This window comes from Acrocarpospora corrugata, from assembly GCF_009687845.1.
Taxonomy (GTDB): domain Bacteria; phylum Actinomycetota; class Actinomycetes; order Streptosporangiales; family Streptosporangiaceae; genus Acrocarpospora; species Acrocarpospora corrugata.
In genome coordinates this window covers 41,169-67,019 of record NZ_BLAD01000056.1, presented here as the reverse complement: position 1 = coordinate 67,019, position 25,851 = coordinate 41,169, and the positions used below count along the sequence as shown (strand labels likewise).

Below are 25,851 nucleotides of genomic sequence, written 5' to 3'. Positions count from 1 at the left end.
GGGAGGGGGCTCCCGGGGAATTGTCAGTCTTTTTCCGGCTCGTCGGCGAGCACGTCTCCGCCGTTGCCGACCTCTTCTTCCGGCGCGGGCGCCGGGGCCTCCCCGCCGTCCTCCGGCTCGGCCACGGCCACCCGCGCGGGGCGCAGGATCCGCTCGCCGATCCGGTATCCGGGCTGGAGGATCTCGACGCAGGTCGGCTCGGTCACCTCGGACGAGTAGCTGTGGATCAGCGCCTCGTGCACGGTCGGGTCGAACGGGTCGCCCTTCACCCCGAAGGTGGTCAGGCCGAGCTTGCCGACCGCCGCCTCCAGCGACTCGCTCACCTTGGCGAAACCGCCGGTGAGCTCGCCGTGGTCGCGGGCCCGGCCGATGTCGTCGAGCACCGGCAGCAGCTCGGTCAGCGCCGCGGCGACCGCGTGCTCCTTGACCAGGGTCCGGTCCCGCTCGACGCGCTTGCGGTAGTTGGCGTATTCGGCCTGCAGCCGCTGCAGGTCGGCGGTGCGTTCCGCGAGCATCTCCGCAGCCACCCCGCCGAACGCGGAGGTGTCGGCAGGCGAGGACTCCTCGGGCGGGGTCTCCCGCGCCTCCAGGGTCTCCGGGTCGATCTTGCGGTTGTCGCGGATCACCGGCTCCTGCTCGGAACCGTTCTCACGCGCTGTCACTTGTCGCCGCCCTCCCGCTTCGGCTCGTCGTCGACGATCTCGGCGTCGACCACGTCGTCGTCGGCCTTGGCCTGCTGGCCCTCGCCCGTGCCCGCGCCCGGGTTGGCACCGGGGTTGGCGCCCTCGGCGCCCGCGGCCTGGGACTGGGCGTAGATGGCCGTGCCCATCTTCTGGCTGACCGTGGCCAGCTTCTCGGCGGAGGCCCGGATGGCGGGCGTGTCGGTGCCCTCCAGGGCCTTCTTCAGCTCCGCCAGCGCGTCGTTGACCTCGGTCTTGATGTCGGCCGGGACCTTGTCGTCGTTCTCGCGCAGGAACTTGTCGGTCTGGTAGGCCAGCGAGTCGGCGTTGTTGCGGACCTCGGCCTCCTCCCGGCGGTTCTTGTCGTCCTCGGCGTAGGACTCCGCCTCGCGCATCATGCGGTCGATGTCGTCCTTGGCCAGCGCGGAGCCGCCGGTGATGGTCATCGTCTGCTCCTTGCCGGTGCCCAGGTCCTTGGCGCCGACGTTGACGATGCCGTTCGCGTCGATGTCGAAGGTGACCTCGATCTGCGGGATGCCCCGCGGCGCCGGCGCGATGCCGGTCAGCTCGAAGGTGGCCAGCTTCTTGTTGTACGCCGCGATCTCACGCTCGCCCTGGTACACCTGGATCTGCACCGACGGCTGGTTGTCCTCGGCGGTGGTGAACACCTCCGAGCGCTTGGTCGGGATCGTGGTGTTCCGCTCGATGATCTTGGTGAAGATGCCGCCCTTGGTCTCGATGCCCAGCGACAGCGGGGTCACGTCGAGCAGCAGGACGTCCTTGACCTCGCCCTTGAGCACGCCGGCCTGGAGCGCGGCGCCGATCGCGACGACCTCGTCCGGGTTGACGCCCTTGTTGGGCTCCTTGCCGCCGGTCAGCTCCTTGACCAGGTCGCTGACGGCCGGCATCCGGGTCGAACCGCCGACCAGCACCACGTGGGCGATGTCGGCGACCTTGATGTTGGCGTCCTTGATGACCTGGTGGAACGGGCCCTTGCAGCGCTCGAGCAGGTCGGCGGTGATGCGCTGGAACTCGGCGCGGGTCAGCTTCTCCTCAAGGTGCAGCGGACCCTCGGCGGACGCGGTGATGTACGGCAGGTTGATCGAGGTCTCGGTCTGGCTGGACAGCTCGATCTTGGCCTTCTCGGCCGCCTCGCGGAGACGCTGGGTGGCCATCTTGTCCTTGGACAGGTCCACGCCGTGCGCGTTCTTGAACCGGGTCACCAGCTCGTCCACGACCCGCTGGTCCCAGTCGTCGCCGCCCAGGTGGTTGTCACCGCTGGTGGCCTTGACCTCGACGAAGCCGTGCCCGTCCTCGGAGCCGACGTCGAGCAGGGACACGTCGAAGGTGCCGCCGCCGAGGTCGAAGACGAGGATGGTCTGGTCCTGGTCCTTGTCGAGCCCGTAGGCCAGCGCGGCCGAGGTGGGCTCGTTGATGATGCGGAGCACGTTGAGGCCCGCGATGGTGCCGGCCTCCTTGGTGGCCTGGCGCTGGGCGTCGTTGAAGTAGGCCGGGACGGTGATCACCGCGTCGGTGATCTTCTCGCCCAGGTAGGCCTCCGCGTCCTGCTTCAGCTTCTGCAGCACGAAGGCGCTGATCTGCTGCGGGGTGAACTTCTTGCCGTCGATCTCGACGGACCAGTCGGTGCCGATCTCGCGCTTGACCGACCGGATGGTGCGGTCGACGTTGGTCACGGCCTGGCGCTTGGCGACCTCGCCGACCAGCACCTCACCGTTCTTGGCGAACGCCACCACGGACGGCGTGGTCCGCGAGCCTTGGGCGTTGGCGATGACGGTGGGCTCACCGCCCTCAAGAATCGAGACGACGGAGTTGGTCGTCCCCAGGTCGATACCTACCGCACGTGCCATGAGTACGTCCTTGTAGTCAAAGTTGAGTCAGACAGACTCAATATTGGAATGGGTCGCCCGCCCTTGTCAAACGACGGAGTGTCAAACAGCTTGAGTCTAATGCGCTCAACCCTCGGGCCGTGCGAAAAGTTCCCCAAACCCACACATGCCGACGGCCCGCGCCGACACCGACGCGGGCCGTCCCAGCGCGCGAATCAGCTCTTGGCGCCGTCCACCACCTTGCGCTTCCCCAGCGGGGACTTCAGCTTGACCAGCGTGGTCTTCTTGATCGCGATCATGATGCACGGCCCGTTCTCGTGCACGGACCCCTCGTACAGGGTGACGGTGACCTTCTTCCCGGTCTCCTTCACCTTGACGTGGTCCAGCGCCCAGCACTCCTGCGGCCCGGACCACCAGGTCACCTTGAGGTACTTCCCCTTCTTGTACGGCTTCGCCGACGTCCACCGCACCTTGTGCGGCTCGAACGTGCCCCGCTGCGGCTTAACGATCGGATCGGCGGCGGCCGGCACCGTCAGCCCGCCCACCCCCAGCGCGACCGCCGCGACCAGGGCCACCACCACCCGGCGCACGCTCATTTCGCACCGTCCACGATCTTGCGGTCCCCGACCGGCTCGGTGAGCTTGACGATCGTCGCCTTCTCGATGGCGATCTCGATGCAGATCGCGTCCTTGTCGGTGGTGCCCTCCCAGAGCGTCACGGTCACCTCCGTGTCCGAGTACTTGACGTCCACCCGGTCCAGCGAGTTGCAGGGCTCCACCCCCGACACCCAGTTGATCTTCAACCCGTCGGCCACCGGTTCCGTCCCGGTCCACGGGATCTTGCGCGGGCTCAGCGTGTTCCCGACCGCCACGGCCATCGAGGGCCCGGGGTTCGGCACGCCCGAACTCGCCGGCACGCTGACCGGTTCTTCCGGATTGGCGGGTACGCCAGTGGTCACAGAGTTCCCCTCTCCACACGCGACCGCGGCCGCCAGCAGGAGCGCGATCAGCCAGATCCGTCTCATGTCCCTATGACGGCACAGTTCCGGCCCGGGTTCAGCAATCCATTGACTCTGGTATGACCCGATTGTTAAATTCAACACATGATGAGTTCGAATGACCCCGCGATCTCGGTACGGGATCTGCGGGTGACCCGCGGCGCCCGCGAGGTGCTGCACGGGGTCTCCTTCCAGGTCCCGCGCGGCCAGATCACCGGCCTGCTCGGGCCCTCCGGCTGCGGCAAGACCACGCTGATCCGCGCCATCGTCGGCGTCCAGATCGTGGCCGGCGGCCAGGTCACCGTCCTCGGCGAACCCGCCGGCAGTCCGGACCTGCGCCGCACGATCGGCTACTCCACCCAGAACCCGGCCATCTACCGGGACCTGTCCGTGCAGGAGAACCTGCGCTACTTCGCCGCCGTGCTCGGCGCCCCCAGATCGGACGTCGACCGGGTGCTGGAAGAGGTCGGCCTGACCGAGCACCGCCGCCAGCTCGGCGGCACCCTGTCCGGCGGCCAGCTCAGCCGGGCCAGCCTGGCGGTCTCCCTGCTGGGCAGCCCGGAACTGCTGCTGCTGGACGAGCCGACCGTCGGCCTCGACCCGGTGCTCCGCAAGGAGCTGTGGACGCTGTTCTCCGGCCTGGCCGACCGGGGGGTCACCCTGGTCGTCTCCAGCCACGTCATGGACGAGGCGGCCCGCTGCCAGCGGCTGCTCATCCTGCGCGACGGCGACATCCTGGCTGACGACAGCCCCGAGGCGCTGCGCAGCCGTACCGGGACCATGGATCTGGAAGAGGCGTTCCTGCGCCTGATCGAGGAGAGGCTGGCGGCGTGAACGCGACGATCACCCTGGCCACCGCGCGGCGGATCATGAGCCAGCTCCGCAACGACCGCCGGACGGTGGCGTTGATGGTGCTGGTGCCGACGCTGGTCATCGTGCTGCTCTACTACGTGATGGACGACCAGCGCTCCTTCGCCGCCTGGGCGCCGGTGCTGCTGTGCGTGTTCCCGTTCCTGGTGATGTTCCTGGTCACCTCGATCGGCACGCTCAGGGAGCGCACCTCGGGCACCCTCGAACGGCTGATGGCCTCCCCGCTGGCCCAGCTCGACCTGCTGCTGGGGTACGGCCTGGCCTTCGGTGTGATGGCCTGCCTTCAGGTGGCGCTGGCGCTCACGGTCTCGCTCACCTGGCTGGACATGCGGCTGGCCGGGTCGCTCTGGCCGCTGGTCCTGGTGTCGCTGCTCAACGCCCTGCTGGGCACCGCGCTGGGGCTGCTGTGCAGCGCGTTCGCCAGGACCGAGTTCCAGGCCGTGCAGTTCATGCCGGTGGTGATGATCCCGCAGATCCTGCTCGGCGGCATCCTGGTCCCGCGCGACCAGATGGCCACCGTGCTGGAATGGGTCTCCAACGTGCTGCCCATGTCGTACGCGATCGAGGCGATGAAGCTGGCCGTGATGGGCGCCGACCTGAACGGTGACTTCTGGCGCGACGTCGCCGTGGTCGCCGGTTCGATCCTGCTCGCGCTCGGCCTCGGCGCGGCCACGCTGCGCCGCAGGACCCCGTAGTAGATAAGCTGCCGCCGTTCCCTACAGCAGAGGTGTACGGCATGATCGCGATTCTCGGAACAGGGAAGATGGGCGAGGCCCTGCTCTCCGGCCTGGTCCGCGCCGGGCGGCGGCCCGGTGAGATCATGGCCACCGCCCGCCGCCAGGACCGCGCCGACGCACTGCGCGACCGGTACGGCGTGCGCGTGGTCGACAACGCCGAGGCCGCCAAGACCGCCGAAACCCTGATCCTGGCCGTCAAACCCCAGGACATGGCCGCCCTGCTGGCCGAGATCGCCCCCTACGTCCCCGCGGACCGGCTGGTCATCTCGGTGGCGGCCGGCATCACGACCGCGTTCGTGGAGGCCCGCTTGGGCGCGGCCGTCCCGGTGGTCCGGGTGATGTCCAACACGCCGGTCCTGGTGGACGAGGCGATGAGCGTGATCTCGGCGGGCGCGCACGCGGGCGAGGAGCACCTGCGCAGCACCGAGGCGCTGCTGCGCCCGGTGGGCAAGGTGCTGCGGATCCCGGAGTCCCAGCAGGACGCGGCGACCGCGCTGTCCGGCAGCGGCCCCGCGTACTTCTTCTATCTGGTCGAGGCGATGGTGGACGCGGGCATCCTGCTGGGCATGCCCAGGGCCGCCGCGCTCGACATGGTGACCCAGTCGATCGTGGGCGCGGCGATCATGCTGCGGGATTCCGGCGAGCACCCGGTGATCCTGCGGGAGGCCGTGACCTCCCCGGGCGGGACCACGATTTCGGCCATCGCGATGCTGGAACGGCACAAGGTCCGGGCCGCGTTCCTGGACGCCATCGAGGCCGCCAGGGACCGCAGCCGGCAGCTCGCCTCCGGGTAATCAGTTGGCCAACCTGCCCTGATGTAGATAATCATTAGGAAACTTTCCAGTATTTCGGGGCGGGGTCGGTGGCGGTCGTTGTCGCGCGTCGTGCGCTGTGGTCACGGGATTTTTCCCTATATTTCGTAGGTCGTTCGGTCGCGCTCATGGGCGACGCGATGGTTCCGATCGCGGTGACGCTGGGCGTCCTGCGGTTGTACGGCGCGGTCGGCGTGGGGGTCGTGCTGGCCGCGTGGATGGCCTCTTTCGGCGGTCTTGTCCTGTTCGGTGGGGTGTTCGCGGACTGGTTCACCGCCCGGAAAATGATGATCGGGGCGGACCTGCTGCGGGTCGTCACCCATCTCGTCGTCGCGTTCGCGTTCTTCGCCGGACGTCCCGCGCTCTGGCTGCTGATCGTCATGTCCGCGCTCAGCGGAGTCGGCGCGGCGCTGTTCCAGCCGGGCGTGAACAGCATGATCCCGCAGATCGCCGAGGACCCGCAGCGGGCCAACGCGGTCCTGCGGGTCGCCGACGCGATCGCCCGCCTGCTCGGCCCCGGCCTGGCCGGCGCGATGGTGCTGGTCGGCGGCGCGGGCGTGGTGTACGCCGTGAACGCGGGCACGTTCGCGGTCAGCGCGCTCTGCCTGCTGGCCCTGCGGGTGCGGCTCGTCGCGGTCACCGGCAGCAAGCTCGTCCAGGACCTGCGGGAGGGCTGGCGCGAGTTCCGGTCCAGGACCTGGATGTGGTCGGTGATCCTGGTCTGGTCGGTGTACGGGATCACCCTGTTCGGGCCGAGTTGGCCGTTGGGCGCGGAGTTGGTGACCGGGAGCCTCGGTGAGGGCGCTTATGTGGCGGGGGTGACCGCCGAGGGGGTCGGCAGCATCGTCGGAGGGTTGGTCGCGATGCGGTATCGGCCGGCCAGGCCGCTGTTCTCCGGGGCGCTCGCGATGATCGCGTTCATGGGGATGCCGCTGGTCATCGCGTTGCGGCTGCCGTTGCCGTACATCATGACGGCGATGGTGCTGGCGGGGGCCGCGTGGGCGTTCTGGTCGGTGATGTGGGCGACCAGTGTGCAGACGCAGGTGCCGGGGGAGGTGCTCAACCGGGTCACCGCGTACGAGGTGGCGGGGTCCGTGCTGAGCATTCCGATCGGGCAGGCGCTGGCGCCGGTGGTGGGGGCGCGGCTGGGGGCCGACAACGTGCTGCTGTTCGGGTTCGTGACGGGCTTGCTGGGCATCGTCGCGCTGCTCGCGACCCCGGCCGTACGCAATCTGAGAGCTGTCCCAAAGACCGAGTAAGCGGGACATTACGATGGGTCGAGTGACGATTCGTCGCGGTATCCCCCCGCTGCTCATCCTGACCTTCGTCCTCACCGGTTGCACCGGCGACGAGCCTCCACCGGTCCAGCTCGCCCAGGTGACCCGGGCGTCGGTCAGCGAAGTGGTGGAGGCGCCGGGAACCGTCGGCGCGCGGGCCACCGCGACCCTGACCTCGCCGGCCGCCGGGACGGTCGGCAAGCTCTACGTGAGCGACGGCGACACGGTGAAGAAGGGCCAGCTGCTGGCCAAGATCACCTCCAAGCAGGCCCGCGACCAGCTGGACCAGGCCCGCGAGGCCGACGCACAGGCCGCCAAGAGCGCCTCCTCGGGCGGCCCGGCCCCGTCCGTGCAGCTGCCGCAGCTGAAGCTCTCCGGCAAGCTCGACGCCAAGGTACGGCGCAACCTCGCCAAGGCCCGCAGCTCCGCCAAGAAGATCGAGGACCCCGCGATCCGGGCCCAGCTGCTCAGCGCCTTGGACGCCGCAGAAGCCCAGCACGACGCGCTCGGCGAGCTGGTGACCGGCCTCAGCACCTCGCTCAACCGCACACTCTCCCAGGTCACCGGCCAGCTCGGCGCGGGACTCGGCGGCCTGACAGCGTCGATGAGCTCCCTCCAGGCCGCCTCCAGAACCCAGACCAAAGCGGCAGTCAAATCCGCCAAATCAACCGTGGACGCGCTCACCATCAAGGCCCCCTTCAGCGGCGTGGTGACCCTCGGCGGCGCCGGTTCCGGCGGTGCGCAGCCGGACCTGAGCGCGCTGCTGCCCGCCGGCCTGGCCCTTCCTTCCGGCGGGAGCACCGGCCGCTCGGCCGGGATCATCGCCGTCGGCGTCCCGATCGCCGCCGGTGACGCGATCATGACGATCACCGACGTCTCCGAGCTCAGCCTGGCCGCCGACGTGGACGAGACCGACGTGCTCCTGGTCAAGGACGGCACCACCGCCACGGTCGAGTTCGACGCCGTCCCTGGCGCCTCCTACGCGGCCGAGGTCACCGGCGTCGGCGTCACCCCCAAGGAGGGCGCCACCGGCGGCGTCAGCTACCCGGTCCGCCTCTCCCTCGGCGACGGCCTCTACGACGACGGCGGCGAGGCCCCCGCCCCCAAACCCGGCATGAGCGCCGTCATCCGCCTGACCGTCCGCGAATCCTCCGACGTGATCGCCGTGCCCGCCTCGGCGATCGTCTCCAGCGGCCGGGAGAGCGTGGTCTGGCTGGTACGGCAGGACAGGGCAGAACGCAGACCCGTCAAACTGGGCGCCCAGGGCGACACCATGGTGGAGATCCTCACCGGCCTCCAGGTCGGCGACCGGATCGTGGTCAAGGGCGCCGACACCGTACGCGAAGGCCAGGAGATCGGGTGACCGCCCCCGCCTTCGAAGCGGTCGCCCTGACCCGCTCCTACCAGCTGGAAGGCGTCTCTGTGGACGCGCTCAGAGGCGTCGACCTGACCGTCGGCCCCGGCGAGTTCGCCGCCATCATCGGACCCTCAGGCTCCGGAAAATCCACCCTCATGCACCTGCTCGGCTGCCTGGACCGCCCCACCTCCGGTGTGCTGAAGGTGGGCGGCGTCGACGTCGCCACGCTGACCGACACCCAGCTGGCCGAGTTACGCAACCAGACCATCGGCTTCGTCTTCCAGTCCTTCCACCTGCTGGCCAGGACCTCCGCCCTGGACAACGTGGCCCTCCCGCTGGTCTACCGGGGGGTGCCCAGGGCCGAACGCAGGACCAGGGCTCGCGCCGCCCTGGAGGCGGTCGGCCTGGCACACCGGCTCACCCACCGCCCGGCCCAGATGTCCGGGGGCGAGCAGCAGCGGGTGGCCATCGCCCGTGCCCTGGTCGGCGACCCGCAGGTGGTGCTCGCCGACGAGCCGACCGGCAACCTGGACTCACGCAACGGCGTCGAGGTGATGAACCTGCTGACCCGCCTCAACGCCGACAGCGGCGTCGCCGTCATCCTGGTCACCCACGAACCCGAGGTGGCCGGCCGGGCCCGCCGCCAGATCCACGTCAGGGACGGCCTGATCGAGCTCGACACGGGATCGTCATGAGAACCGCAGAAGCGCTCCGGATGGCGCTGGAGGCGCTCCGGGTCAACCGGCTGCGCAGCGCGCTGACCATGTTCGGGGTGATCATCGGCGTCTCCGCCGTGGTCATCCTGGTCGCCATCGGCACCGGCGCGAAGAACGCCGTGGAACAGGAGATCGCCGGGCTGGGCAGCAACATCATCCTGGTGGTGCCCGGCCAGCTGAACTTCCAGGCCGCCCCCACCCAGAGCCGCCTGGACCTCACCGACGTCGCGTACGTGCGGCGGGTGGTCGGCGACGAGTCCCGGGTGACCGTGTCCGTGCAGTCCGGCGAGACCATCAGGGTCGGCCGGGACGAGGCGTTCGTCACCGTGGTCGGCACCGACCAGTTCCTGCCCAACATCTTCGACCGGCCGCTGCGCCGCGGCAGGTACCTGAGCGAGACCGACGTGGACACCCGCCGCCGGGTCGTCATCCTCGGCTCCGAGGTGGCCGCCAAGCTCTTCGGCGACGTGGACCCGGTCGGCCGCCAGGCCACCATCTCCGGGGTCAGATTCCGGGTCATCGGCGTCTACGAGAAGGTCGGCGCCACCTTCGGGGTGGCCCGCGACCAGGAGGTGCACGTCCCGGTCACCACCGCGCAGCGGCTGATCGGGGTGGCCAGGATCAACGGCATCGCGATCGGCGCGTCCGGGCCCGACGAGATCGAGCCGCTCCAGCAGCGGGTGGTGGCCGCGCTGATCCAGCGCTACCCCGGCGAGAAGTTCTCGGCCGTCACCCAGACCCAGCTGCTCGGCACCATCGGCACCGTGCTCGGCATGCTGACCGGCGTGCTGGCCGCCATCGCCGGCATCTCGCTGCTGGTCGGCGGAGTCGGCGTGTCCAACATCATGCTGGTCAGCGTGCGCGAGCGGACCAAGGAGATCGGCCTGCGGATGGCGCTCGGGGCGCGGCAGCGCGACATCCTCGGCCAGTTCCTGATCGAGGCCGTGCTGCTCACCACGATCGGCGGCCTGATCGGCATCCTGCTGGGGGTGGGCGGCGCGCTGCTGATCGCGGCCGTGTCGCCGGTGCCGGCCGCGATCACCTGGTGGTCGATCGCGCTGGCGTTCGGCGTCTCGGTCGGGGTCGGGGTGTTCTTCGGGGTGGCGCCGGCGCGGCGGGCGGGCAAGCTGGATCCGGTGGTGGCGCTGCGGGCCGAATAATCCGATGCGTCAGCCGTACGGTAATTTCGTGGGCATGAGCGACGCCGTGCGGGTGGTTTGGGACGACGCGCTGACGTCCTACGATTTCGGGCCCAGCCATCCGCTCGCGCCGGTCCGGGTGGAGCTCACCATGGCGCTGGCCCGCGAGCTCGGCGTGCTGGACGCGGTGGAGCTGGTCGGCTGCCTGCCCGCCACCGACGACGAACTCGCCCTGGTGCACGAGCGGCACTACATCGAGACGGTCAGGCGGGTCTCCGAGTCCGGCCGGGCCGACCTGTCCGCCGGGCTGGGCACGCCGGACAATCCGGCTTTCGCGGGTGTGCACGAAGCGTCCGCGCTCATCACGGGGGCCACCCTGACGGCCGCCAGAGCGGTCTGGTCGGGGGAGGCCGAGCACGCGATCAACGTGGCGGGCGGGCTGCACCACGCCATGGCCGCGCGCGCCAGCGGCTTCTGCGTGTACAACGACCCGGCCGTCGCCATCGCCTGGCTGCTGGCCGAGGGCGCGTCCAGGGTCGCGTACGTGGACGTGGACGTGCACCACGGCGACGGAGTGCAGGCCGCGTTCTATCACGACCCCCGGGTGCTCACGATCAGCCTGCACGAGTCGCCGCGCACCCTCTTTCCCGGCACCGGCTTCCCCGACGAGACCGGCGCGGACGGGACCTCGGTGAACGTGGCGCTCCCCGCGGGCTGCGGCGACCAGGGCTGGCTGCGGGCCTTCCACGCGGTCGTGCCGCCGCTGCTGCGCGAGTTCGACGCGGAGATCCTGGTGAGCCAGCACGGCTGCGACAGTCACGCGCTGGATCCGCTGGCCAATCTGATGCTGAGCCTGGACGGGCAGCGCACGGCGTACCAGGAGCTGCACAAGCTGGCGCACGAGACCGCGGGCGGGCGGTGGGTGGCGACAGGGGGCGGCGGCTACGAGCTGGTCCAGGTGGTGCCCAGGGCCTGGACGCACCTGATCGCGGAGGCCGCCGGGGTGCCGGTGCCGCCGGAGACCCGGACGCCGGAGGACTGGCGGGCGTACGTCCGGCGGCGGACCGGCGAGGTCCCGCCGCTCACGATGACCGACGGCCGAAACCCGGAATATCGCGATATTTCTCAGGGTTTCGACCCGGCGGATCCCATTGACCGCGCCATCATGGCCACCCGCAACGCGGTCTTCCCTCTCCACGGTCTGGACCCGATGCCATGACGCCCGACGCTCCGACGGCAGCAGCCCCCACCCGCGACGAACTGATCGAGCACCTGGTGCGCACCCGGGTCGCCGGGGAGGTGGCGACGCCGCGCGACAACAACCTCGACCACTACCGGTCGCTGGCCGTCGGGGATCCGCACTACCTGTTCGGGCTCACCTTCGAGGGCGCCTGGACCTACAAGGACGTGCTGGCCCTGATGGCCAAGTCGGCCGGCGTGATCGCCGACCCCGACCACCGGTACGGCCAGGACACCATCGACCCCGAGCGCACCGTCGCCGCCACCGAGGCGATGGGGGACCGGATCGCGGCCGCCCTGGGCCGGCCGGGCAGCCGGTTCGTGCTGGCCACCGGGCACCCGACCGGCATCCTGGTCATCCACCTGGCGCTGGCCCGGTTCCTGGTGGCGCGCGGCGGCACTGTGATCACGCCGGCCGAGGGCTGGACGTACCAGCCGGGCTCGTTCGGCCGCCGCAGGCAGATCCGGTATGTCGAGGACGTCGCCCTGCTGGACGACGGCGGCGCGCTGGTGCACACCCACGATTCAGCCCCGATGCGGGCGATCCTGGCCGCGGACCGGCCGGATTTCGTGATCGCGGACCACGGCTGGGCCGGCGCGGCCGGTGAGGCCGGAATTGAGACGGTGGGCTTCGCGGACAGTAACGATCCCGGCCTGTTCGTCGGCGAGGCAGAGGGGAAAATCGCGGTGACTGTGCCGCTTGATGACAATGTGCTCCCCAGATATTACGGTCCGTTGACCCGGTATCTGCTGGCTTGGATCACCGCAGGGCTTTAGGGACCTCCCATTTGGGGTATTTCGCGCCCGCTTTTGCACCAGAGTGTCGACCGGTTGCCAACTTTTTTGTGGGCCTGGGCGACTCTTATGTGAGAGAAGTTGGTCCGTTCCAAGATCTTGGCGAGGGGCACGGTCCGGCTGCTGGCCAGCGATTTTCCCGGTTTCGGCGGCATCAGCCCCCGGGGACTGATGAAATGGGGGGTTTGCCTTCTCGGGGTCGCGACTTACGCTGACGGCAGTACACGTGCGTGAGCAATGGCACCAGTGGGGATAACCCGGAAACACGTGCGGAAGAGGCGTCCGATGGGTGCAGGCGAAAGACCTCTCAGCGAGGTGAAGTTCCTGACGGTGGCTGAAGTGGCCACGGTCATGCGGGTGTCCAAGATGACGGTGTACCGGCTCGTGCACTCGGGCGAGTTGCCGGCCATCAGGGTAGGCCGGTCCTTCAGAGTGCCCGAACAGGCAGTCCATGACTATCTGAGGGATGCTTTCATCGAGGCTGGATGAAGTAACCAAGCGGCGGAACCACCGCCTACCTGGCGATGGTTCATTAGTGGCTCAATGGGATCCCCCCGGGGGAGCGGTCGAGGGTCGATCGCCGGTAGTCTGTTGAGCCGGTGTGCGAGCGCGCACCGGCTCGGCAACCGACTCCTGGGGGTCCCGTGGGCTCTGTCATCAAGAAGCGTCGCAAGCGCATGGCGAAGAAGAAGCACCGCAAGCTGCTGAAGAAGACGCGCATCCAGCGCAGAAACAAGAAGTAACCGACGGAGCCGCTCGCCCGTGGTCAGATATGGGCGAGCGACCGTGCACCATCCTGCGAGGCGGCGATGACCGGGACCCAAACCGTGCTGGTCACCGGGGTTGGCCGACATGTCGGCGCCCGCGTGGCGGCCGTGCTCGCAGCCGACCCGGGGATCCGGGTCATCGGAGTCGACACGGTGCCGCCGACGTCGCCTGAACGAGTTGGGCGAGCTGGGCGGGATGGCGGCGCCCAACTCCAGTTCGCGCAGGTCGACTTGCGCAGCCCGGACATCACCCGGGTGATCGCGGCGCGCGACATCGACACCGTGGTGCACATGAGCCTGCTCAGCGGCCCCGCCAGGAGCCGGTCGGCCATGAAGGAGCACAACGTCATCGGCACCCTCCAGCTGCTGGCCGCCTGCCAGCGGTCGGACACGGTGCGCCGGGTCGTGGTGCGTTCCACCACGGCCGTGTACGGCTCGTCGCCGCTCGACCCGGCCGTGTTCACCGAGGCCAGCGAGCCCGCGGAACCGCCGAGCTCCGGCTACGGCAAGGACGCGGTCGAGGTGGAGGGCTTCGTGCGCGGGTTCGCGCGGCGGCGGCCCGACGTGGCCGTGACCACGCTGCGGTTCGCCAACCTGATGGGGCCGGGGGTGGATTCGCCGCTGACCCGGTACTTCACCCAGCCGGTGCTGCCCACCGTGTTCGGGTTCGATCCCCGGCTGCAGTTCGTGCACGAGGACGACGCGGTCGAGGCGCTGCGGCGGGCGGCCACCGAGGATCATCCCGGCACGTTCAACGCGGCCGGGGCCGGGGTGCTGCTGCTGTCGCAGTGCGTGCGGCGGGCGGGGCGGCCGACGCTGCCGGTGCCCGGTCCCGCGTTCCGGCTCCTCGGCGAACTGGCCCGTGGCCTGGATCGGCTGGATTTCTCGCCGGAGCAGGTGGCGTTGATGAGTTACGGCCGCGCGGTCGACTCGTCCCTGCTGTTCGCCGAACTCGGCTGGACGTTCGGGTACGACACGGCCTCCGCCTACGCCGACTTCCTGCGCGCCCGGGGGCTCACCGAGAATCTGCCGCTCGCGGTGTTCGACACGGTCGCGGGCCTGGTCCGGTGAAGGAACTCCCCGAACTGCTCGCGTTCCTCCGGCGGCGGATCGCCGGTGACTACGACGTGGACGAGTTCGGTTACGACGCCGAGCTCACCGACACCGTGCTGCTCGAACTCCTGCGGCCGATCTACCGGCACTGGTTCCGGGTGGAGACCTCCGGTCTCGAACACCTGCCCGCCGACGGCGCGCTGATCGTCGCCAACCACGCGGGCACGCTGCCCTTCGACGGCCTCATGCTCCAGGTCGCCGTCCACGACGAAGCCCATCGTCCGGTACGGCTGCTCGCCGCCGACCTCGTCTACCGCCTGCCGGTCCTCGGTCATCTGTCCCGCAAGACCGGACACACCCTGGCCTGCCGCGAGGACGCCGACCGGCTGCTTCGGAAGGGCGAACTCGTGGGCGTCTTCCCTGAGGGCTTCAAAGGCGTCGGCAAGCCCTATTCGCAGCGCTACCGCCTCCAGCGCTTCGGCCGCGGCGGCTTCGTCGCCTCCGCCATGCGGGCCGGCGTCCCCATCGTCCCCTGCGCCATCGTCGGCGCCGAAGAGATCTACCCCAAGATCGGCGACTTCCCGCTCCTGGCCCGCGCCCTCGGCCTCCCGTACCTCCCGGTGACCCCGTTCTTCCCCTGGCTGGGCCCCCTCGGCCTGATCCCCCTCCCCTCCAAATGGCTCATCGAGTTCGGCGAACCCATCAAAACCACCCCAGGCGACGCCGACGACCCGATGACCGTCTTCAACATCACCGACCAGATCCGCGAAACCATCCAGCACCAACTCGACGCCCTCCGCGACCGAAGAGGCCCGGCGTTCGGCTAGCTGAGTTGCTCGCCGTTATCCGGCGCCGTTTACGCCCGCACCACGTCCCGCCGCACCGGCGCCAAAAGGGGCTGCGCCTGCCGGGGCCTTGGAACCACTGACAGAAGAGGCCGCGCCTCTTGGCGCCGGTGCGGTGAGGGCCATCACCTGCGTGATCGGCGCCGGATAACGGCGAGTCGCCCGTTCCGCCAGGAGGTCTTAATGGGTGCGGTAGTGCTTGCGGAGGGCTATACCTGCTGCGACGCCGCCGGCTACTGCGCCTGCGGCGGCGGCGACGGGGAGGCCGATCATGGTGGCTTTGCGGCCGGTGCGGAAGTCTTTGATGCCCCAGCCCTGGTCCTTGGCGTGGTCGCGGAGTTCTGAGTCGGGGTTGATGGCGTAGGGGTGGCCGACGATGGAGAGCATCGGGAGGTCGTTGGCGGAGTCGCTGTAGGCGGAGCAGCGGGTGAGGTCGAGGCCCTCCTGGCGGGCCAGGGCGCGGATGGCGTCGGCTTTGGCGGGGCCGTGCAGGAGGTCGCCGACCAGGCGGCCGGTGTAGGCGCCCGAGTCGGTTTCCGCGACGGTGCCGAGAGCGCCGGTGAGGCCGAGACGGCGGGCGATGACCTGGGCCAGCTCGACGGGGGTGGCGGTGACCAGCCAGACGCGCTGGCCGGCGTCCAGGTGGGCCTGGGCGAGGGCGCGGGCGCCGGACCAGATCCGGTCGGCCATCACCTCGTCGTAGATCTCCTCGCCGAGCCGGACGACCTCCTCGACCTTGAGACCGGCCACGAAGGCCAGCGCCATCTCCTTCGCCTTGGCCACGTGCTCGGGGTTCTCGTCGCCGCGAACTCGGAACATGGCCTGGCCGAGCGCGAACCTGACCAGGTCACGGGTGGTGAACAGGCCACGGGAGGCGAGCCCGCGGGCGAAGTGGTAGATCGACGCCCCGCGGATCATCGTGTTGTCCACGTCGAAGAACGCCGCCGCCGTGAGGTCGGGTTCGACCGGCGAGGGCGGCGACGCGGGTGGCATCGCGCCCGCCGCTTCGGCCGCGATCTCCGCCGGGTCCTGCCGTCTCAGTAGCCGCTTCATAGCCAATCAGCTTAACCGCCGCCCCGGACGAGATCGGGTACGCGCTGTTAGCGGCGGATGTCGGCTCAGTAACCGCCGACCGTGTACCCGTCGATGAACACCAGATACTCGTTGGCCCGCTCCCGGTTCTCCGCGTCCATCTTGGGGAGCATCGGCTCGATCCTGTTGCGCTGCTCGCGGGCGAACCGCCGTACCTTGGCGTCGGCCTTCGCGTCGGCGCGGGCGCGCGGCTTGACCCGGTTCAGGGCCGCCCGGGTGGTGCTGTCCATGTCCTGCAGCGTCTCTTTGAGTAATTCCTTCCGGTCGGGAGTGGCGGCCTGCAGCAGCGCCGCCGCCTCCCCTGCGCGGGCCTTGGCCGCCGTCATCTGCCGGTCGGCCAGCTCGGTGTCGTCGGTGCTGAGAGTCAGCAGCGTCGACTCGGCGGCCCGCTTGAGCGGATAGAGCAGGTCACCGGGGACGGTCGTGTAGGTCACCATGGCGGTGCTGAGGGTGGCCACGATCATCGCGCCGAGCCCGGCCCACGGCCGGAGCCGGATCCAGCGCGACACGGTGCTGATCTCCGGGCGGTCGTGCGGCGGCTGTCCGGCCGGCACCCGCTCGCTCTGGTGGGTCTTCAGCAGCTCGTCGCGCAGCCGGGACCTGAACTCGGCCCTCGGTCCTGTGCCCAGCCGGTGACTGAAGTCGCCGAGACGGGCCACGACGTCGCCGGAGAAGCGACCGGCGCGCCACCGTCGCCACCACCCCATGAACGCTCCCGCGTTTCGTCGGCCCCGGAAAATCCGGATGATCCCCGCCTGCGCCCTGCCCAACGACGGGAGGGCGGCCAGGTTACGGCATGTGTCTTAACCGAGATCCTTGGGTAGCGCCCGAGCCAGCGCCTTGATGGCGCGGAACTGCAACGCCTTGATCGCGCCGGCCTTCTTGCCCATCACGAGCGCGGTCTCGGCCAGCGACATGCCGTACAGGAAGCGGAGGATGACGCATTCCTGCTGTTCCGGGCCGAGTTGCTGGACGGCGCGCATCACGTGCTCGTTCACCATGTTGGTGACGACGGCGTTCTCCGGGATGTGCGGGCCGTCGAGCGGCGTGTCGAGGATCTCGGCGGTGGAGACTTCTAACCGGTTTCGGCCTGATTTGAAATGGTCGGTCACCAGGTTCCGGGCGATCGTCACCAGCCAGGCGCCGAAGTCGCGGCCCTGCCAGGTGAAGTCGGCGATGCCGCGCAGGGCCCGCAGGAAGGTGTCACTGGTCAGGTCCTCGGCCAGGGCGTGCGAGCCGACCCGGAAGAAAACGTAGCGGTACACCAACTCGACGTATCGGTCGTAGAGCATGCCGAACGCCTCGGTGTCGCCGGTCTTGGCGCGCAGGACCAGCGTGCGCATCTCGTCGTGCTCCGGCGAGAGCGTGATCGTGTTTGGCTCGATAGGCGCGGTATGCACCGCTCCAGCGGAAGCCGGAGGAGCGATCCCGGCGAACGGCCACGTGTTCGGCATCCGGATATCCCAAGCGGGGAAGGGGAAGTCGGCGTGCTTGCACACTCTAGAAATCAACGCGAGATAACACAATCCACTCGGACAGAACTAATGGCGAGAATCCTCGTGTTCGGGCGAGCACACCCAGTGGACCTGGGCATCGGCTACCGGTAGGAAGGTAATGTCCGGCAGCATAAGGACCACCATGGAAGTTCTAGTCGCTGTCATCGCCTTCGCCGGAGCCGTGCTGGCCGCCATCACCACGGGCGCGCTCATCGGTCGGCTGCGCGAAGAGAGGTCCGGGTGGCTGACCGCCTGGATCATCACGACCGCCGCCCTCTGCCTGGGCCTGGGCGCCATCGCCGTCGGCCACGTGCTGGGTTTCGGGCCGCTCACGTTCCGGATCTACCAGGTCGCCGGGGTGCTGCTCGCGCCGCTCTGGCTGGCGGTCGGGCTGATCCAGCTGCTGGCGGAGAAACGGTCGGCCCAGGTCTCCGGCTGGCTCCTCGGCGGCGGCCTCACCCTGGTCGGCGGCGTCATCCTGCTGATCGACCCGGTGTCGGGGACCTTCGGCAAGACGCTGCCCGACGCGAGCGCGATCTGGGACCTCTGGCCGGAGTGGCTGCTGCGCGGCGTGCACGGGATCGTGGTGCTGACGCTGCTGATCGCGCTGATGGTGGCGGTGGTGCGGTGGCGTGGCGGCGACGACTACGACGCCGACAACATGAACGCCACCGTGGTGCTGGCCCCGACCGGCATGGCCACGGTGGGCTCGTTCCTGCTCGCCGTGCCAGGCCCGTTCGTGGCCGCGCTGCTGGGCGGCCTGTCCGGCGCGATCTGGTACGCGGTGGCCCGGCCGCTCGCTCCGTACGAGGACGAGGAGGACGACCCCGCGCCCGCCCCCGGCCCGCCGCCGCAGCAGGACTGGCAGGGGTACGGCCGCAGGCACGCTCCAGAACCCGAGCCGGAACTCCCGCCGCTCCGCTCCGGCCTCGGCGACCTGGTGGCCGAATACCGCGCGGGCGAGACCGGCGAGGTCGACTACGGCGCCCGGATGCAGACCGGCGCCTTCGGCGCGCCCCCCGGCCCGGTCCCCCCGCACGTTCCATTGGGCCCGGAACCCTTCGGCGGCCCCATGACGGGCACCATGATGCCCCCCGACCGCTACGGCGCCGGCACCCCCGAGTACGGCATGCCCGCCCCCCAGCCCGCCGTCCCCGAATACAACATGCCGGCCACCGGCGTGCTCTACCCGGGCGCGGCCTCAGTCGGCGCCACCGCCAAACCGTCCCCGAACATCTACGGCCTGCTCACCGTCTTCACCCTGATGGACGGCTCCGGCGAGGCGTTCGACAAGCTGGCCGAGGAGACCGTCGAAGCGGTCCAGTCGACCGAGCCGGACACGCTGGTCTTCGTCTGCCACGGCGTCAAGTCGGCCCCGCTGCAGCGCATCGTCTACGAGCTCTACCGGGACGAGGTGGCCTTCTCCGAGCACCAGCGGCAGCCGCACATGGAACGGTTCGCGACCGAACGGCAGGCGCTGGTGCTGGCCACCAACGTGATCGAACTGAGCGTGAACGCGGCGAAGGTCGTGCCGCTGCCGTCGGCGTTCCGGATCTAGCCAAGCGCGGCGCGCAACCGCGCCTCGTCCACCCGCCAGAAATCGTGCTGCACCCCGTCGACCAGCGTCACCGGGATCATCTCGCCGTATTTCTCAAGGTCCGCGGCGGAGGCGGTGATGTCCCGCTCCTCCCACGGCACGCCGAGCTCGCCCGCCACCCGGGCGATGATCTCGCGGGCGTCCTCGCAGAGATGGCAGCCCGGTTTGCCGTACAGCGTGATCGAATGAGCCATGCGCTCCACAGTAGGGGGGCGAATCGGGGACCGGCCCCCGCGGCTGGCAGAGTTATTCAGCACGGATGGATAAGCCTCGACTTTGTGCATGGCTTCACAAAGGCACTAACCTGGGGTTTGTTCTTAACATCCGGCTCATTCCTCCCTGGAGCTCCGGCACGTGATCCGCCGTATTCCGCAAGCTCGTGAGCGTGGCATCCCCGACGCGACCGTCGCCCGGCTGCCGCTCTACCTGCGTGCCCTGAACGGCCTGGCCGAGCGTGGCACCGCGACGGTGAGCTCGGAGGATCTGGCCCTGGCGGCCGGCGTGAACTCGGCCAAACTCCGCAAGGACCTGTCCCACCTGGGGTCGTACGGCACCCGCGGCGTCGGCTACGACGTGCAGTACCTGATCTACCAGATCTCCCGCGAACTCGGCCTCACCCAGGACTGGGCGGTCGCCATCGTGGGCGTCGGAAACCTGGGCCGCGCGCTGGCCAACTACGGCGGCTTCGTGTCCAGGGGTTTCCGGGTGGCCGGGCTGCTGGACGCCGACCCCGCCGTGGTCGGCGACCACATCGCCGGGCTGACGGTGGAGCACTCGGACGGCCTGGAGGCCGTCATCAGGAAACGCGGCGTGTCGATCGTGGTGATCGCCACCCCCGCGACGGCGGCGCAGCAGGTCTGCGACCGGGTCATCGCCGCCGGTGTGACGAGTATCTTGAACTTCGCCCCCGTCGTACTCACGGTGCCCGACGGCGTCGATGTCCGTAAGGTCGATCTATCCATTGAACTGCAGATCCTCGCGTTTCATGAGCAGCGCAAGGTGACTGGGGGGCCCATGATGGCCGAGGACTGGGCCGGGGAGGCCGGATGACCATGCTCATCGTCGGGCTGAGCCACCGGACGGCTCCGGTGGCTCTGCTGGAGCGCGTCACCGTCTCGGGTGACGCCCTGCTGAAGCTGCTGCACGACGTGCGCCAGGACGCGCACGTGTCGGAGGCCATGGTGGTCTCCACCTGCAACCGGGTCGAGCTCTACGCCGAGGTGGACAAGTTCCACGGCGGCGTCACCGCGCTGACCGACCTGCTGGCCGCCCACTCGGGCGTGCCGCAGGAGCAGCTGACCCGGCATCTGTACGTGCACTACGAGGAGCGCGCGGTCCACCACCTGTTCTCGGTGGCCTGCGGCCTGGACTCGATGGTGGTCGGCGAGGGCCAGATCCTCGGCCAGATCAGGACGGCGCTGCGCACCGCGCAGCACGAGGGCAGCGTCGGCCCGACCCTGAACGAGCTGGTCCAGCACGCGCTGCGGGCCGGCAAGCGGGCGCACAGCGAGACCGGCATCGACCGCGCCGGTGCGTCCCTGGTCGGCGTCGGCCTGGACCTGGCCGGGCGGGTGCTGGGCGAGCTCGCCGGCCGCCGCGCCCTGGTGGTCGGCGCGGGTTCGATGAGCGCCCTGTCCGCCGCCACCCTGGCCCGCGCGGGCGTCACCGACATCGTCATCGCCAACCGCACATACGCGCGCGCGGTGAAGCTGGCCGAGACCGTGGGCGGGCGCGCCGCCGAACTGGCCGACCTCCCCGCCGAACTGGCCGCGGCCGACCTGGTGATCTCCTGCGTCGGCGCGGGCAACCGCGCGATCACCGCCGACATGACGCTGGCCGCGATGGCGGCCAGGACCAAGCCGCTGTTCCTGCTCGACCTGGCCCTGCCGCACGACGTGGACCCGGGGGTGCGCACCTTCCCTGGCGTCACCCTGGTCGACCTGGAGTCGATGCAGCAGGCCGGGATCGGCGACGGCGGGCGCGGGGCCGACATCGAGGCGGTCCGCGCGATCGCCGCCGCGGAGGTCACCGCCTACCTGGACGCGGCCCGCGCCGCCCGGGTGACCCCGACCGTGATCGCCCTGCGCAGCCGCGCGGCGGCGGTGGTCGAGGCCGAGATGGGCCGGTTGACGGCTCGGGCACCCGAACTCGATGGCAGGCTGAAAGAGGAGGTCGCGCACATGGTCAGGCGGGTGGTGGACAAACTCCTCCACGAGCCGACTGTGCGTGTCAAGCAGCTCGCGGCGTCCCCGGCAGGCGATCATTATGCCGAGGCGCTCCGCGAACTGTTCAATCTGGACCCGAAGGCGCCGGGCGCCGTATCCAGGATGGAGATCGAGCAGTGAAGCTGAGGCTGGGCACCCGCAAGAGCCTGATGGCGACGACGCAGTCGCAGCAGGTCGCGGACCGGCTCACCGCGCTGACCGGTCACCCGGTCGAGCTGGTCGGCATCACCACCCTGGGCGACGTCAGCAAGGCGCAGCTGAGCCAGCTCGGCGGCACCGGGGTGTTCGTCAGCGAGCTGCGCACCCACCTGCTCGAGGGCTCCGTCGACTTCGCGGTGCACTCGCTCAAGGACCTGCCGACCGCCGTGGACCCGCACGTCACGATCGCCGCCATCTCGCGCCGCGACGACCCCAGGGACGCCCTGGTCGGCGCCGTCAAGCTCGCCGACCTGGCCCCAGGCGCGCGGGTCGGCACCGGCTCGCCGCGCCGCATCGCCCAGCTCCGCGCGCTCCGCGCCGATCTGGAGTACGTCCCTATCCGCGGCAACGCCGACACCCGGATCGGCAAGGTCACCGCCGGCGAGCTGGACGGCGTCGTGCTGGCCGCGGCCGGTCTGGCCCGCCTCGGCCGGGACGGCGAGATCGCCCAGCTGTTCGACACCGACGAGATGCTGCCGGCCCCCGGGCAGGGCGCGCTCGCGGTGGAGTGCCTGACCGGGCGCCCCGACCTGGTCGAGCTGCTGTCCGTGCTCGACGACGACCGGACCAGGGCCGCCGTCACCGCCGAGCGGGCGGTGCTGGCCGCCCTGGAGGCGGGCTGCTCCGCGCCGGTCGGCGCGTACGCGGCCGACGACGGGCACACGTTGAGTTTGACCGCCACCGTCGTCGCGATCGACGGCACGCGGGCGGTCCGCAAGTCCGCCTCCGGACCCCGGACGGCTGCCATGGACCTCGGCCGCGAGCTCGCGGCCGCCATGATCGCGCAAGGGGCCGGCACGTTGATGGGGGCCCATTGAGCAGTTCTGATTCTGGATTCGTAGCATTCGTCGGAGCCGGGCCCGGCGACGAGAACCTGCTCACGCTCCGCGGGGCCGACCTGCTGTCGCGCGCCGACGTCGTCGTCCTGGACCGGGACGCCTACGGCGCGCTGCTCCGCCACTGCCGCCCTGACGTGACCATCCTGGACGAGGCGGAGAGCTTCGTCGCGGCGGCGAAAGCCGGCCAGACCGTCGTCCGGCTCTGCGCCGGCGACCCGTCGTTCTTCTCCTCGGTCGCCGAGGAGGTCGCGGCCTGCGCCAAGGCCGAGGTGGAGTTCGAGATCGTCCCCGGCGTGCCGCCCGCGACCGCCGTGCTGACCTACGCCGGCATCCCGCCCGCCTCCGCCGGACCGGAGTTCCGGATCGTGGACGCCGCCCAGGTCACCGACTGGTCGGCGTACGCCGCCACCCAGGGCACCCTGGTCATCTACAACGGCGTGGCCGACGCGGTCCCGATCGGCAAGGCCCTGATCGCCGCGGGCAAGCCGGACCACACGCCGGTCGCGGTGACCAGCGACGGCACCACCACCGAGCAGTACACCGTGGTGTCCTCGCTCGGCCGGCTCGGCCCCGACCTGAAGCACGCCGGGATGACCGAGCCCGCCCTGATCGTGGTCGGCGACGCGGTCGGCCAGCGGGACAAGCTCTCCTGGTTCGAGACCCGGCCGCTGTTCGGCTGGCGGGTGCTGGTGCCGCGCACCAAGGAGCAGGCCGCCGGCCTGTCCGAGCAACTCCGCTCCTACGGCGCGGTGCCCGAGGAGGTGCCCACCATCTCGGTGGAACCCCCGCGCACTCCGCAGCAAATGGACCGCGCCATCAAGGGTCTGGTCACAGGACGCTACGAGTGGGTCGCCTTCACCAGCGCCAACGCCGTCAAGGCGGTCCGCGAGAAGTTCGAGGAGTACGGCCTGGACGCCCGCGCCTTCGCCGGGCTCAAGGTGGCCGCCGTCGGGGACGCCACCGCGCGCGCGCTGGTCGAGTTCGGGGTCAGGCCGGATCTGATGCCGACCGGCGAGCAGTCCTCGGAGGGGCTGCTGGCGGAGTGGCCGCCGTACGACTCGATGCTGGATCCGATCAACCGGGTGCTGCTGCCGCGCGCCGACATCGCCACCGAGGCGCTGGTGGCCGGGCTGACCGAGCTCGGCTGGGAGTGCGACGACGTGACGGCCTACCGGACGGTCCGGGCTGCGCCGCCGCCCGCGCCGACCCGGGAGGCGATCAAGAGCGGCGGTTTCGACGCTGTACTTTTCACGTCTTCTTCGACCGTCCGGAATCTGGTGGGAATCGCCGGGAAGCCGCATAACGTGACAGTTATCGCGGTCATCGGCCCGCAGACCGCCAAAACCGCGGAGGAGTTCGGGCTCCGGGTGGACGTGATGGCCGACAAACCTTCGGCTTCGGCCCTCGCGGCGGCGCTGGCGGAGTACGGTGCGAAGCAGCGCCAGGCGGCCGTCTCCGCGGGCGAGGTTCCGCGTCGGCCGTCGCAGACGCGCAGGGGCGCCCGCCGCCGGGCCAAATGACACGTTTCGTGGGGTGAGGGGAATGACCGCTCAGTTTCCGGTCGCCAGGCCGCGCCGGTTGCGCAGGACCGCGCCGCTGCGGCGGATGGTGGCCGGCACCCGGCTGCATCCGGCGGAGCTGATCCTGCCGCTGTTCGTCAAGGAGGGCATCGCCGAGCCGAACCCGGTCAGTTCGATGCCCGGCGTGCTCCAGCACACCCGTGACTCGCTCCGCAAGGCCGCGCACGAGGCGGCCGAGGCGGGGGTCGGCGGGCTGATCCTGTTCGGCATCCCGGCGCACAAGGACGCCCGGGGTTCGGCCGCCGACGACCCGGACGGCATCGTCCAGGTCGCGCTCGCCGACCTGGCCGCCGAGGTGGGCGACGCGCTGGTGCTGATCGCGGACACCTGCCTGGACGAGTACACCGATCACGGCCACTGCGGGCTGCTCACCGCGTCCGGCGAGGTCGACAACGACGCGACTTTGGAGCGTTACGCCGCCGCGGCGGTCGCGCAGGCGCGGGCGGGCGCCCAGGTGATCGCGCCGAGCGGCATGATGGACGGCCAGGTCGCGGCCATCCGGGCCGCCCTGGACGGCGACGGGTTCGCCGAGATCCCGATCCTGGCCTACTCGGCCAAGTTCGCGTCCGGCTACTACGGCCCGTTCCGGGAGGCGGCCGAGTGCGCGCCGCAGTTCGGGGACCGGAACGCCTACCAGCAGGATCCGGCCGGGCCGATCCGGGAGTCGCTGCGAGAGGTCGAACTGGACCTGGCCGAGGGCGCGGACGCGGTCATGGTCAAGCCGGCGCTGGCCTACCTGGACGTGCTCCGCCAGATCCGCGACCTGGTGGACGTGCCGGTCGCCGCCTACCAGGTGAGCGGTGAGTACGCGATGGTGGAGGCCGCCGCCGCGAACGGCTGGATCGACAGGGAACGAGTGATCATGGAATCGCTGATCGCGATCCGGCGGGCCGGTGCTGATCTCATCCTCACCTACTGGGCCACCGAAATCGCCCGCCGCCTGGCCTAACCGGGCCATATGCGGGGGTCGCCCTGCGCGCGCGAACACGTAACAGGCATTATCGGGTGCAACACCAGCCACCCTAGTCGTGGCTGTTTTCGGGAGGAGCACCAATGGTGGGGGTACCGCTGGCTCGGAGATCGAGGCGGCGCGCGCACCGGACGCCGCGCCCCATCAACTCGGTGCTCCACTACGCCGCGCTCGGCTGGGCCAGCTGTATGGGGGCGCACCCGCTCCGCGAGGGCGGGCGCGCCTGCTCGTGCGACCGGGTCGGCTGTCCCGACCCCGGCACGCATCCGCTCTCGCCGGCCTGGCAGATGCAGGCCACGCTGGACTCCGCGCAGCTCACCCGCTGGTGGGAGCAGAACCCGGAAGCGAATGTGATCCTGCCCACCGGACGGGTGTTCGACGTCTTCGATGTCCCCGCCGCCGCCGGGATCACCGCGCTGGCCGCCATGGACGCCACCGGTTTCGCCACCGGCCCGGTCGCCGCCAACGGTGACCGGGTTCTGTTTTACGTGGCCACCAGGGGCGCGCCCGACGACGAGGACGAGTGGTGGTCCTGCCACCTGGACACCGGCCCGGAGACCATCGACTCCTCGCCGGGACTGCGCTGGCACTGCCGCGACAGCTACGTGCTCGCGCCCCCGTCGGTCCTGCCGGGCGGCTCGGTGGCCAGCTGGCTGCGCCCGCCGGACGGCCGCCCGCTGCCGGATCCGCTGCGGGTGCTGGACCTGATCGCCGAATAGCTAT

28 protein-coding genes are annotated in these 25,851 nt (G+C 70.2%); 20 read left to right on the top strand and 8 right to left on the bottom strand.

Annotated features, from left to right (window positions below):
- Positions 1-23: 23 nt before the first annotated feature.
- From grpE to Acor_RS21150, 4 genes are all read right to left on the bottom strand, one after another.
- Complete coding sequence (gene grpE / locus Acor_RS21165) at positions 24-662, bottom strand: nucleotide exchange factor GrpE (protein WP_155338438.1); 639 nt, start codon at positions 660-662, stop codon at positions 24-26.
- Positions 659-2,548, bottom strand: coding sequence for a molecular chaperone DnaK (gene dnaK / locus Acor_RS21160; RefSeq protein ID WP_155338437.1), 1,890 nt, complete (start codon positions 2,546-2,548; stop codon positions 659-661). Before dnaK ends, grpE begins: the two co-directional genes overlap by 4 nt.
- Positions 2,549-2,742: 194 nt before the next feature.
- Complete coding sequence (locus tag Acor_RS21155; protein ID WP_155338436.1) at positions 2,743-3,123, bottom strand: hypothetical protein; 381 nt, start codon at positions 3,121-3,123, stop codon at positions 2,743-2,745.
- Positions 3,120-3,551, bottom strand: a complete 432-nt coding sequence (locus tag Acor_RS21150) for a hypothetical protein (protein WP_155338435.1) — start codon at positions 3,549-3,551, stop codon at positions 3,120-3,122. Before Acor_RS21150 ends, Acor_RS21155 begins: the two co-directional genes overlap by 4 nt.
- A 78-nt stretch (positions 3,552-3,629) precedes the next feature.
- Between Acor_RS21150 and Acor_RS21145 the strand changes: the two genes are divergently transcribed.
- The 13 genes from Acor_RS21145 to Acor_RS21085 all read left to right on the top strand — a co-directional run bounded on the left by Acor_RS21145 (position 3,630) and on the right by Acor_RS21085 (position 15,113).
- Positions 3,630-4,358, top strand: a complete 729-nt coding sequence (locus Acor_RS21145; RefSeq protein WP_155338434.1) for an ABC transporter ATP-binding protein — start codon at positions 3,630-3,632, stop codon at positions 4,356-4,358.
- Entirely contained in the window at positions 4,355-5,089 is a 735-nt protein-coding gene (locus tag Acor_RS21140) for an ABC transporter permease (RefSeq protein ID WP_155338433.1), read from the top strand. The genes Acor_RS21145 and Acor_RS21140 overlap by 4 nt, the downstream gene beginning before the upstream one ends.
- A gap of 41 nt (positions 5,090-5,130) precedes the next feature.
- Positions 5,131-5,925, top strand: coding sequence for a pyrroline-5-carboxylate reductase (gene proC / locus Acor_RS21135; RefSeq protein ID WP_174876176.1), 795 nt, complete (start codon positions 5,131-5,133; stop codon positions 5,923-5,925).
- Positions 5,926-5,993: 68 nt separating this feature from the next.
- The gene (locus tag Acor_RS21130) at positions 5,994-7,202 is read left to right on the top strand and encodes an MFS transporter (protein WP_340163127.1); all 1,209 of its coding nucleotides are present in this window, start codon (positions 5,994-5,996) and stop codon (positions 7,200-7,202) included.
- 22 nt (positions 7,203-7,224) lie between these two features.
- Positions 7,225-8,583: an efflux RND transporter periplasmic adaptor subunit gene (locus Acor_RS21125; protein WP_170317020.1), complete on the top strand. Its 1,359-nt coding sequence runs from the start codon at positions 7,225-7,227 to the stop codon at positions 8,581-8,583.
- A complete protein-coding gene (locus Acor_RS21120; protein ID WP_155338429.1) occupies positions 8,580-9,272 on the top strand; it encodes an ABC transporter ATP-binding protein in 693 nt (230 codons plus the stop codon). Before Acor_RS21125 ends, Acor_RS21120 begins: the two co-directional genes overlap by 4 nt.
- Positions 9,269-10,453, top strand: a complete 1,185-nt coding sequence (locus Acor_RS21115) for an ABC transporter permease (protein WP_155338428.1) — start codon at positions 9,269-9,271, stop codon at positions 10,451-10,453. Before Acor_RS21120 ends, Acor_RS21115 begins: the two co-directional genes overlap by 4 nt.
- Positions 10,454-10,487: 34 nt before the next feature.
- A complete protein-coding gene (locus tag Acor_RS21110) occupies positions 10,488-11,651 on the top strand; it encodes an acetoin utilization protein AcuC (RefSeq protein WP_155338427.1) in 1,164 nt (387 codons plus the stop codon).
- The gene (locus Acor_RS21105) at positions 11,648-12,448 is read left to right on the top strand and encodes a phosphatase (protein ID WP_155338426.1); all 801 of its coding nucleotides are present in this window, start codon (positions 11,648-11,650) and stop codon (positions 12,446-12,448) included. Before Acor_RS21110 ends, Acor_RS21105 begins: the two co-directional genes overlap by 4 nt.
- A gap of 303 nt (positions 12,449-12,751) precedes the next feature.
- A complete protein-coding gene (locus Acor_RS21100) occupies positions 12,752-12,955 on the top strand; it encodes a helix-turn-helix domain-containing protein (protein ID WP_030456159.1) in 204 nt (67 codons plus the stop codon).
- A 155-nt stretch (positions 12,956-13,110) separates the two neighbouring features.
- On the top strand, positions 13,111-13,209 hold the full coding sequence (locus tag Acor_RS21095) for a 30S ribosomal protein bS22 (protein ID WP_018654693.1): 99 nt from the start codon (positions 13,111-13,113) through the stop codon (positions 13,207-13,209).
- Between the two features lie 66 nt (positions 13,210-13,275).
- The gene (locus tag Acor_RS21090) at positions 13,276-14,304 is read left to right on the top strand and encodes an NAD-dependent epimerase/dehydratase family protein (protein ID WP_155338425.1); all 1,029 of its coding nucleotides are present in this window, start codon (positions 13,276-13,278) and stop codon (positions 14,302-14,304) included.
- Positions 14,301-15,113 (top strand): lysophospholipid acyltransferase family protein, encoded by an 813-nt coding sequence (locus Acor_RS21085; RefSeq protein WP_218034400.1) that lies wholly within the window; start codon positions 14,301-14,303, stop codon positions 15,111-15,113. Before Acor_RS21090 ends, Acor_RS21085 begins: the two co-directional genes overlap by 4 nt.
- 198 nt (positions 15,114-15,311) lie before the next feature.
- On the opposite strand, the gene Acor_RS21080 is transcribed toward Acor_RS21085, so the two are convergent.
- From Acor_RS21080 to Acor_RS21070, 3 genes are all read right to left on the bottom strand, one after another.
- Positions 15,312-16,184, bottom strand: a complete 873-nt coding sequence (locus Acor_RS21080) for an HAD family hydrolase (protein WP_155338424.1) — start codon at positions 16,182-16,184, stop codon at positions 15,312-15,314.
- 65 nt (positions 16,185-16,249) lie between these two features.
- On the bottom strand, positions 16,250-16,930 hold the full coding sequence (locus Acor_RS21075; RefSeq protein ID WP_155338423.1) for a DUF5667 domain-containing protein: 681 nt from the start codon (positions 16,928-16,930) through the stop codon (positions 16,250-16,252).
- A 96-nt stretch (positions 16,931-17,026) separates the two neighbouring features.
- Positions 17,027-17,566, bottom strand: a complete 540-nt coding sequence (locus tag Acor_RS21070; RefSeq protein ID WP_422664825.1) for a sigma-70 family RNA polymerase sigma factor — start codon at positions 17,564-17,566, stop codon at positions 17,027-17,029.
- 295 nt (positions 17,567-17,861) lie between these two features.
- On the opposite strand from Acor_RS21070, the gene Acor_RS21065 reads away from it, so the two are divergent.
- Positions 17,862-19,277, top strand: a complete 1,416-nt coding sequence (locus Acor_RS21065) for a putative quinol monooxygenase (RefSeq protein ID WP_155338421.1) — start codon at positions 17,862-17,864, stop codon at positions 19,275-19,277.
- On the opposite strand, the gene Acor_RS21060 is transcribed toward Acor_RS21065, so the two are convergent.
- Complete coding sequence (locus Acor_RS21060; protein WP_155338420.1) at positions 19,274-19,510, bottom strand: glutaredoxin family protein; 237 nt, start codon at positions 19,508-19,510, stop codon at positions 19,274-19,276. The two genes, Acor_RS21065 and Acor_RS21060, sit on opposite strands and share 4 nt — an antisense overlap.
- A gap of 160 nt (positions 19,511-19,670) precedes the next feature.
- Here Acor_RS21060 and Acor_RS21055 point away from each other — a divergent pair, with 160 nt between their 5' ends.
- The 6 genes from Acor_RS21055 to Acor_RS21030 all read left to right on the top strand — a co-directional run bounded on the left by Acor_RS21055 (position 19,671) and on the right by Acor_RS21030 (position 25,847).
- Complete coding sequence (locus Acor_RS21055; RefSeq protein ID WP_155338419.1) at positions 19,671-20,366, top strand: redox-sensing transcriptional repressor Rex; 696 nt, start codon at positions 19,671-19,673, stop codon at positions 20,364-20,366.
- Positions 20,363-21,661 (top strand): glutamyl-tRNA reductase, encoded by a 1,299-nt coding sequence (locus tag Acor_RS21050; protein WP_155338418.1) that lies wholly within the window; start codon positions 20,363-20,365, stop codon positions 21,659-21,661. The genes Acor_RS21055 and Acor_RS21050 overlap by 4 nt, the downstream gene beginning before the upstream one ends.
- Positions 21,658-22,557, top strand: coding sequence for a hydroxymethylbilane synthase (gene hemC / locus Acor_RS21045; protein ID WP_422664824.1), 900 nt, complete (start codon positions 21,658-21,660; stop codon positions 22,555-22,557). Before Acor_RS21050 ends, hemC begins: the two co-directional genes overlap by 4 nt.
- Positions 22,554-24,098 carry a bifunctional uroporphyrinogen-III C-methyltransferase/uroporphyrinogen-III synthase gene (locus tag Acor_RS21040; RefSeq protein WP_155338417.1) on the top strand — a complete coding sequence of 515 codons (1,545 nt, stop codon included), beginning with the start codon at positions 22,554-22,556 and terminating at the stop codon, positions 24,096-24,098. Before hemC ends, Acor_RS21040 begins: the two co-directional genes overlap by 4 nt.
- A 22-nt stretch (positions 24,099-24,120) precedes the next feature.
- Positions 24,121-25,107 (top strand): porphobilinogen synthase, encoded by a 987-nt coding sequence (gene hemB, locus Acor_RS21035; protein WP_155338416.1) that lies wholly within the window; start codon positions 24,121-24,123, stop codon positions 25,105-25,107.
- Positions 25,108-25,211: 104 nt separating this feature from the next.
- Positions 25,212-25,847, top strand: coding sequence for a bifunctional DNA primase/polymerase (locus tag Acor_RS21030; RefSeq protein WP_155338415.1), 636 nt, complete (start codon positions 25,212-25,214; stop codon positions 25,845-25,847).
- Positions 25,848-25,851: the final 4 nt, after the last annotated feature.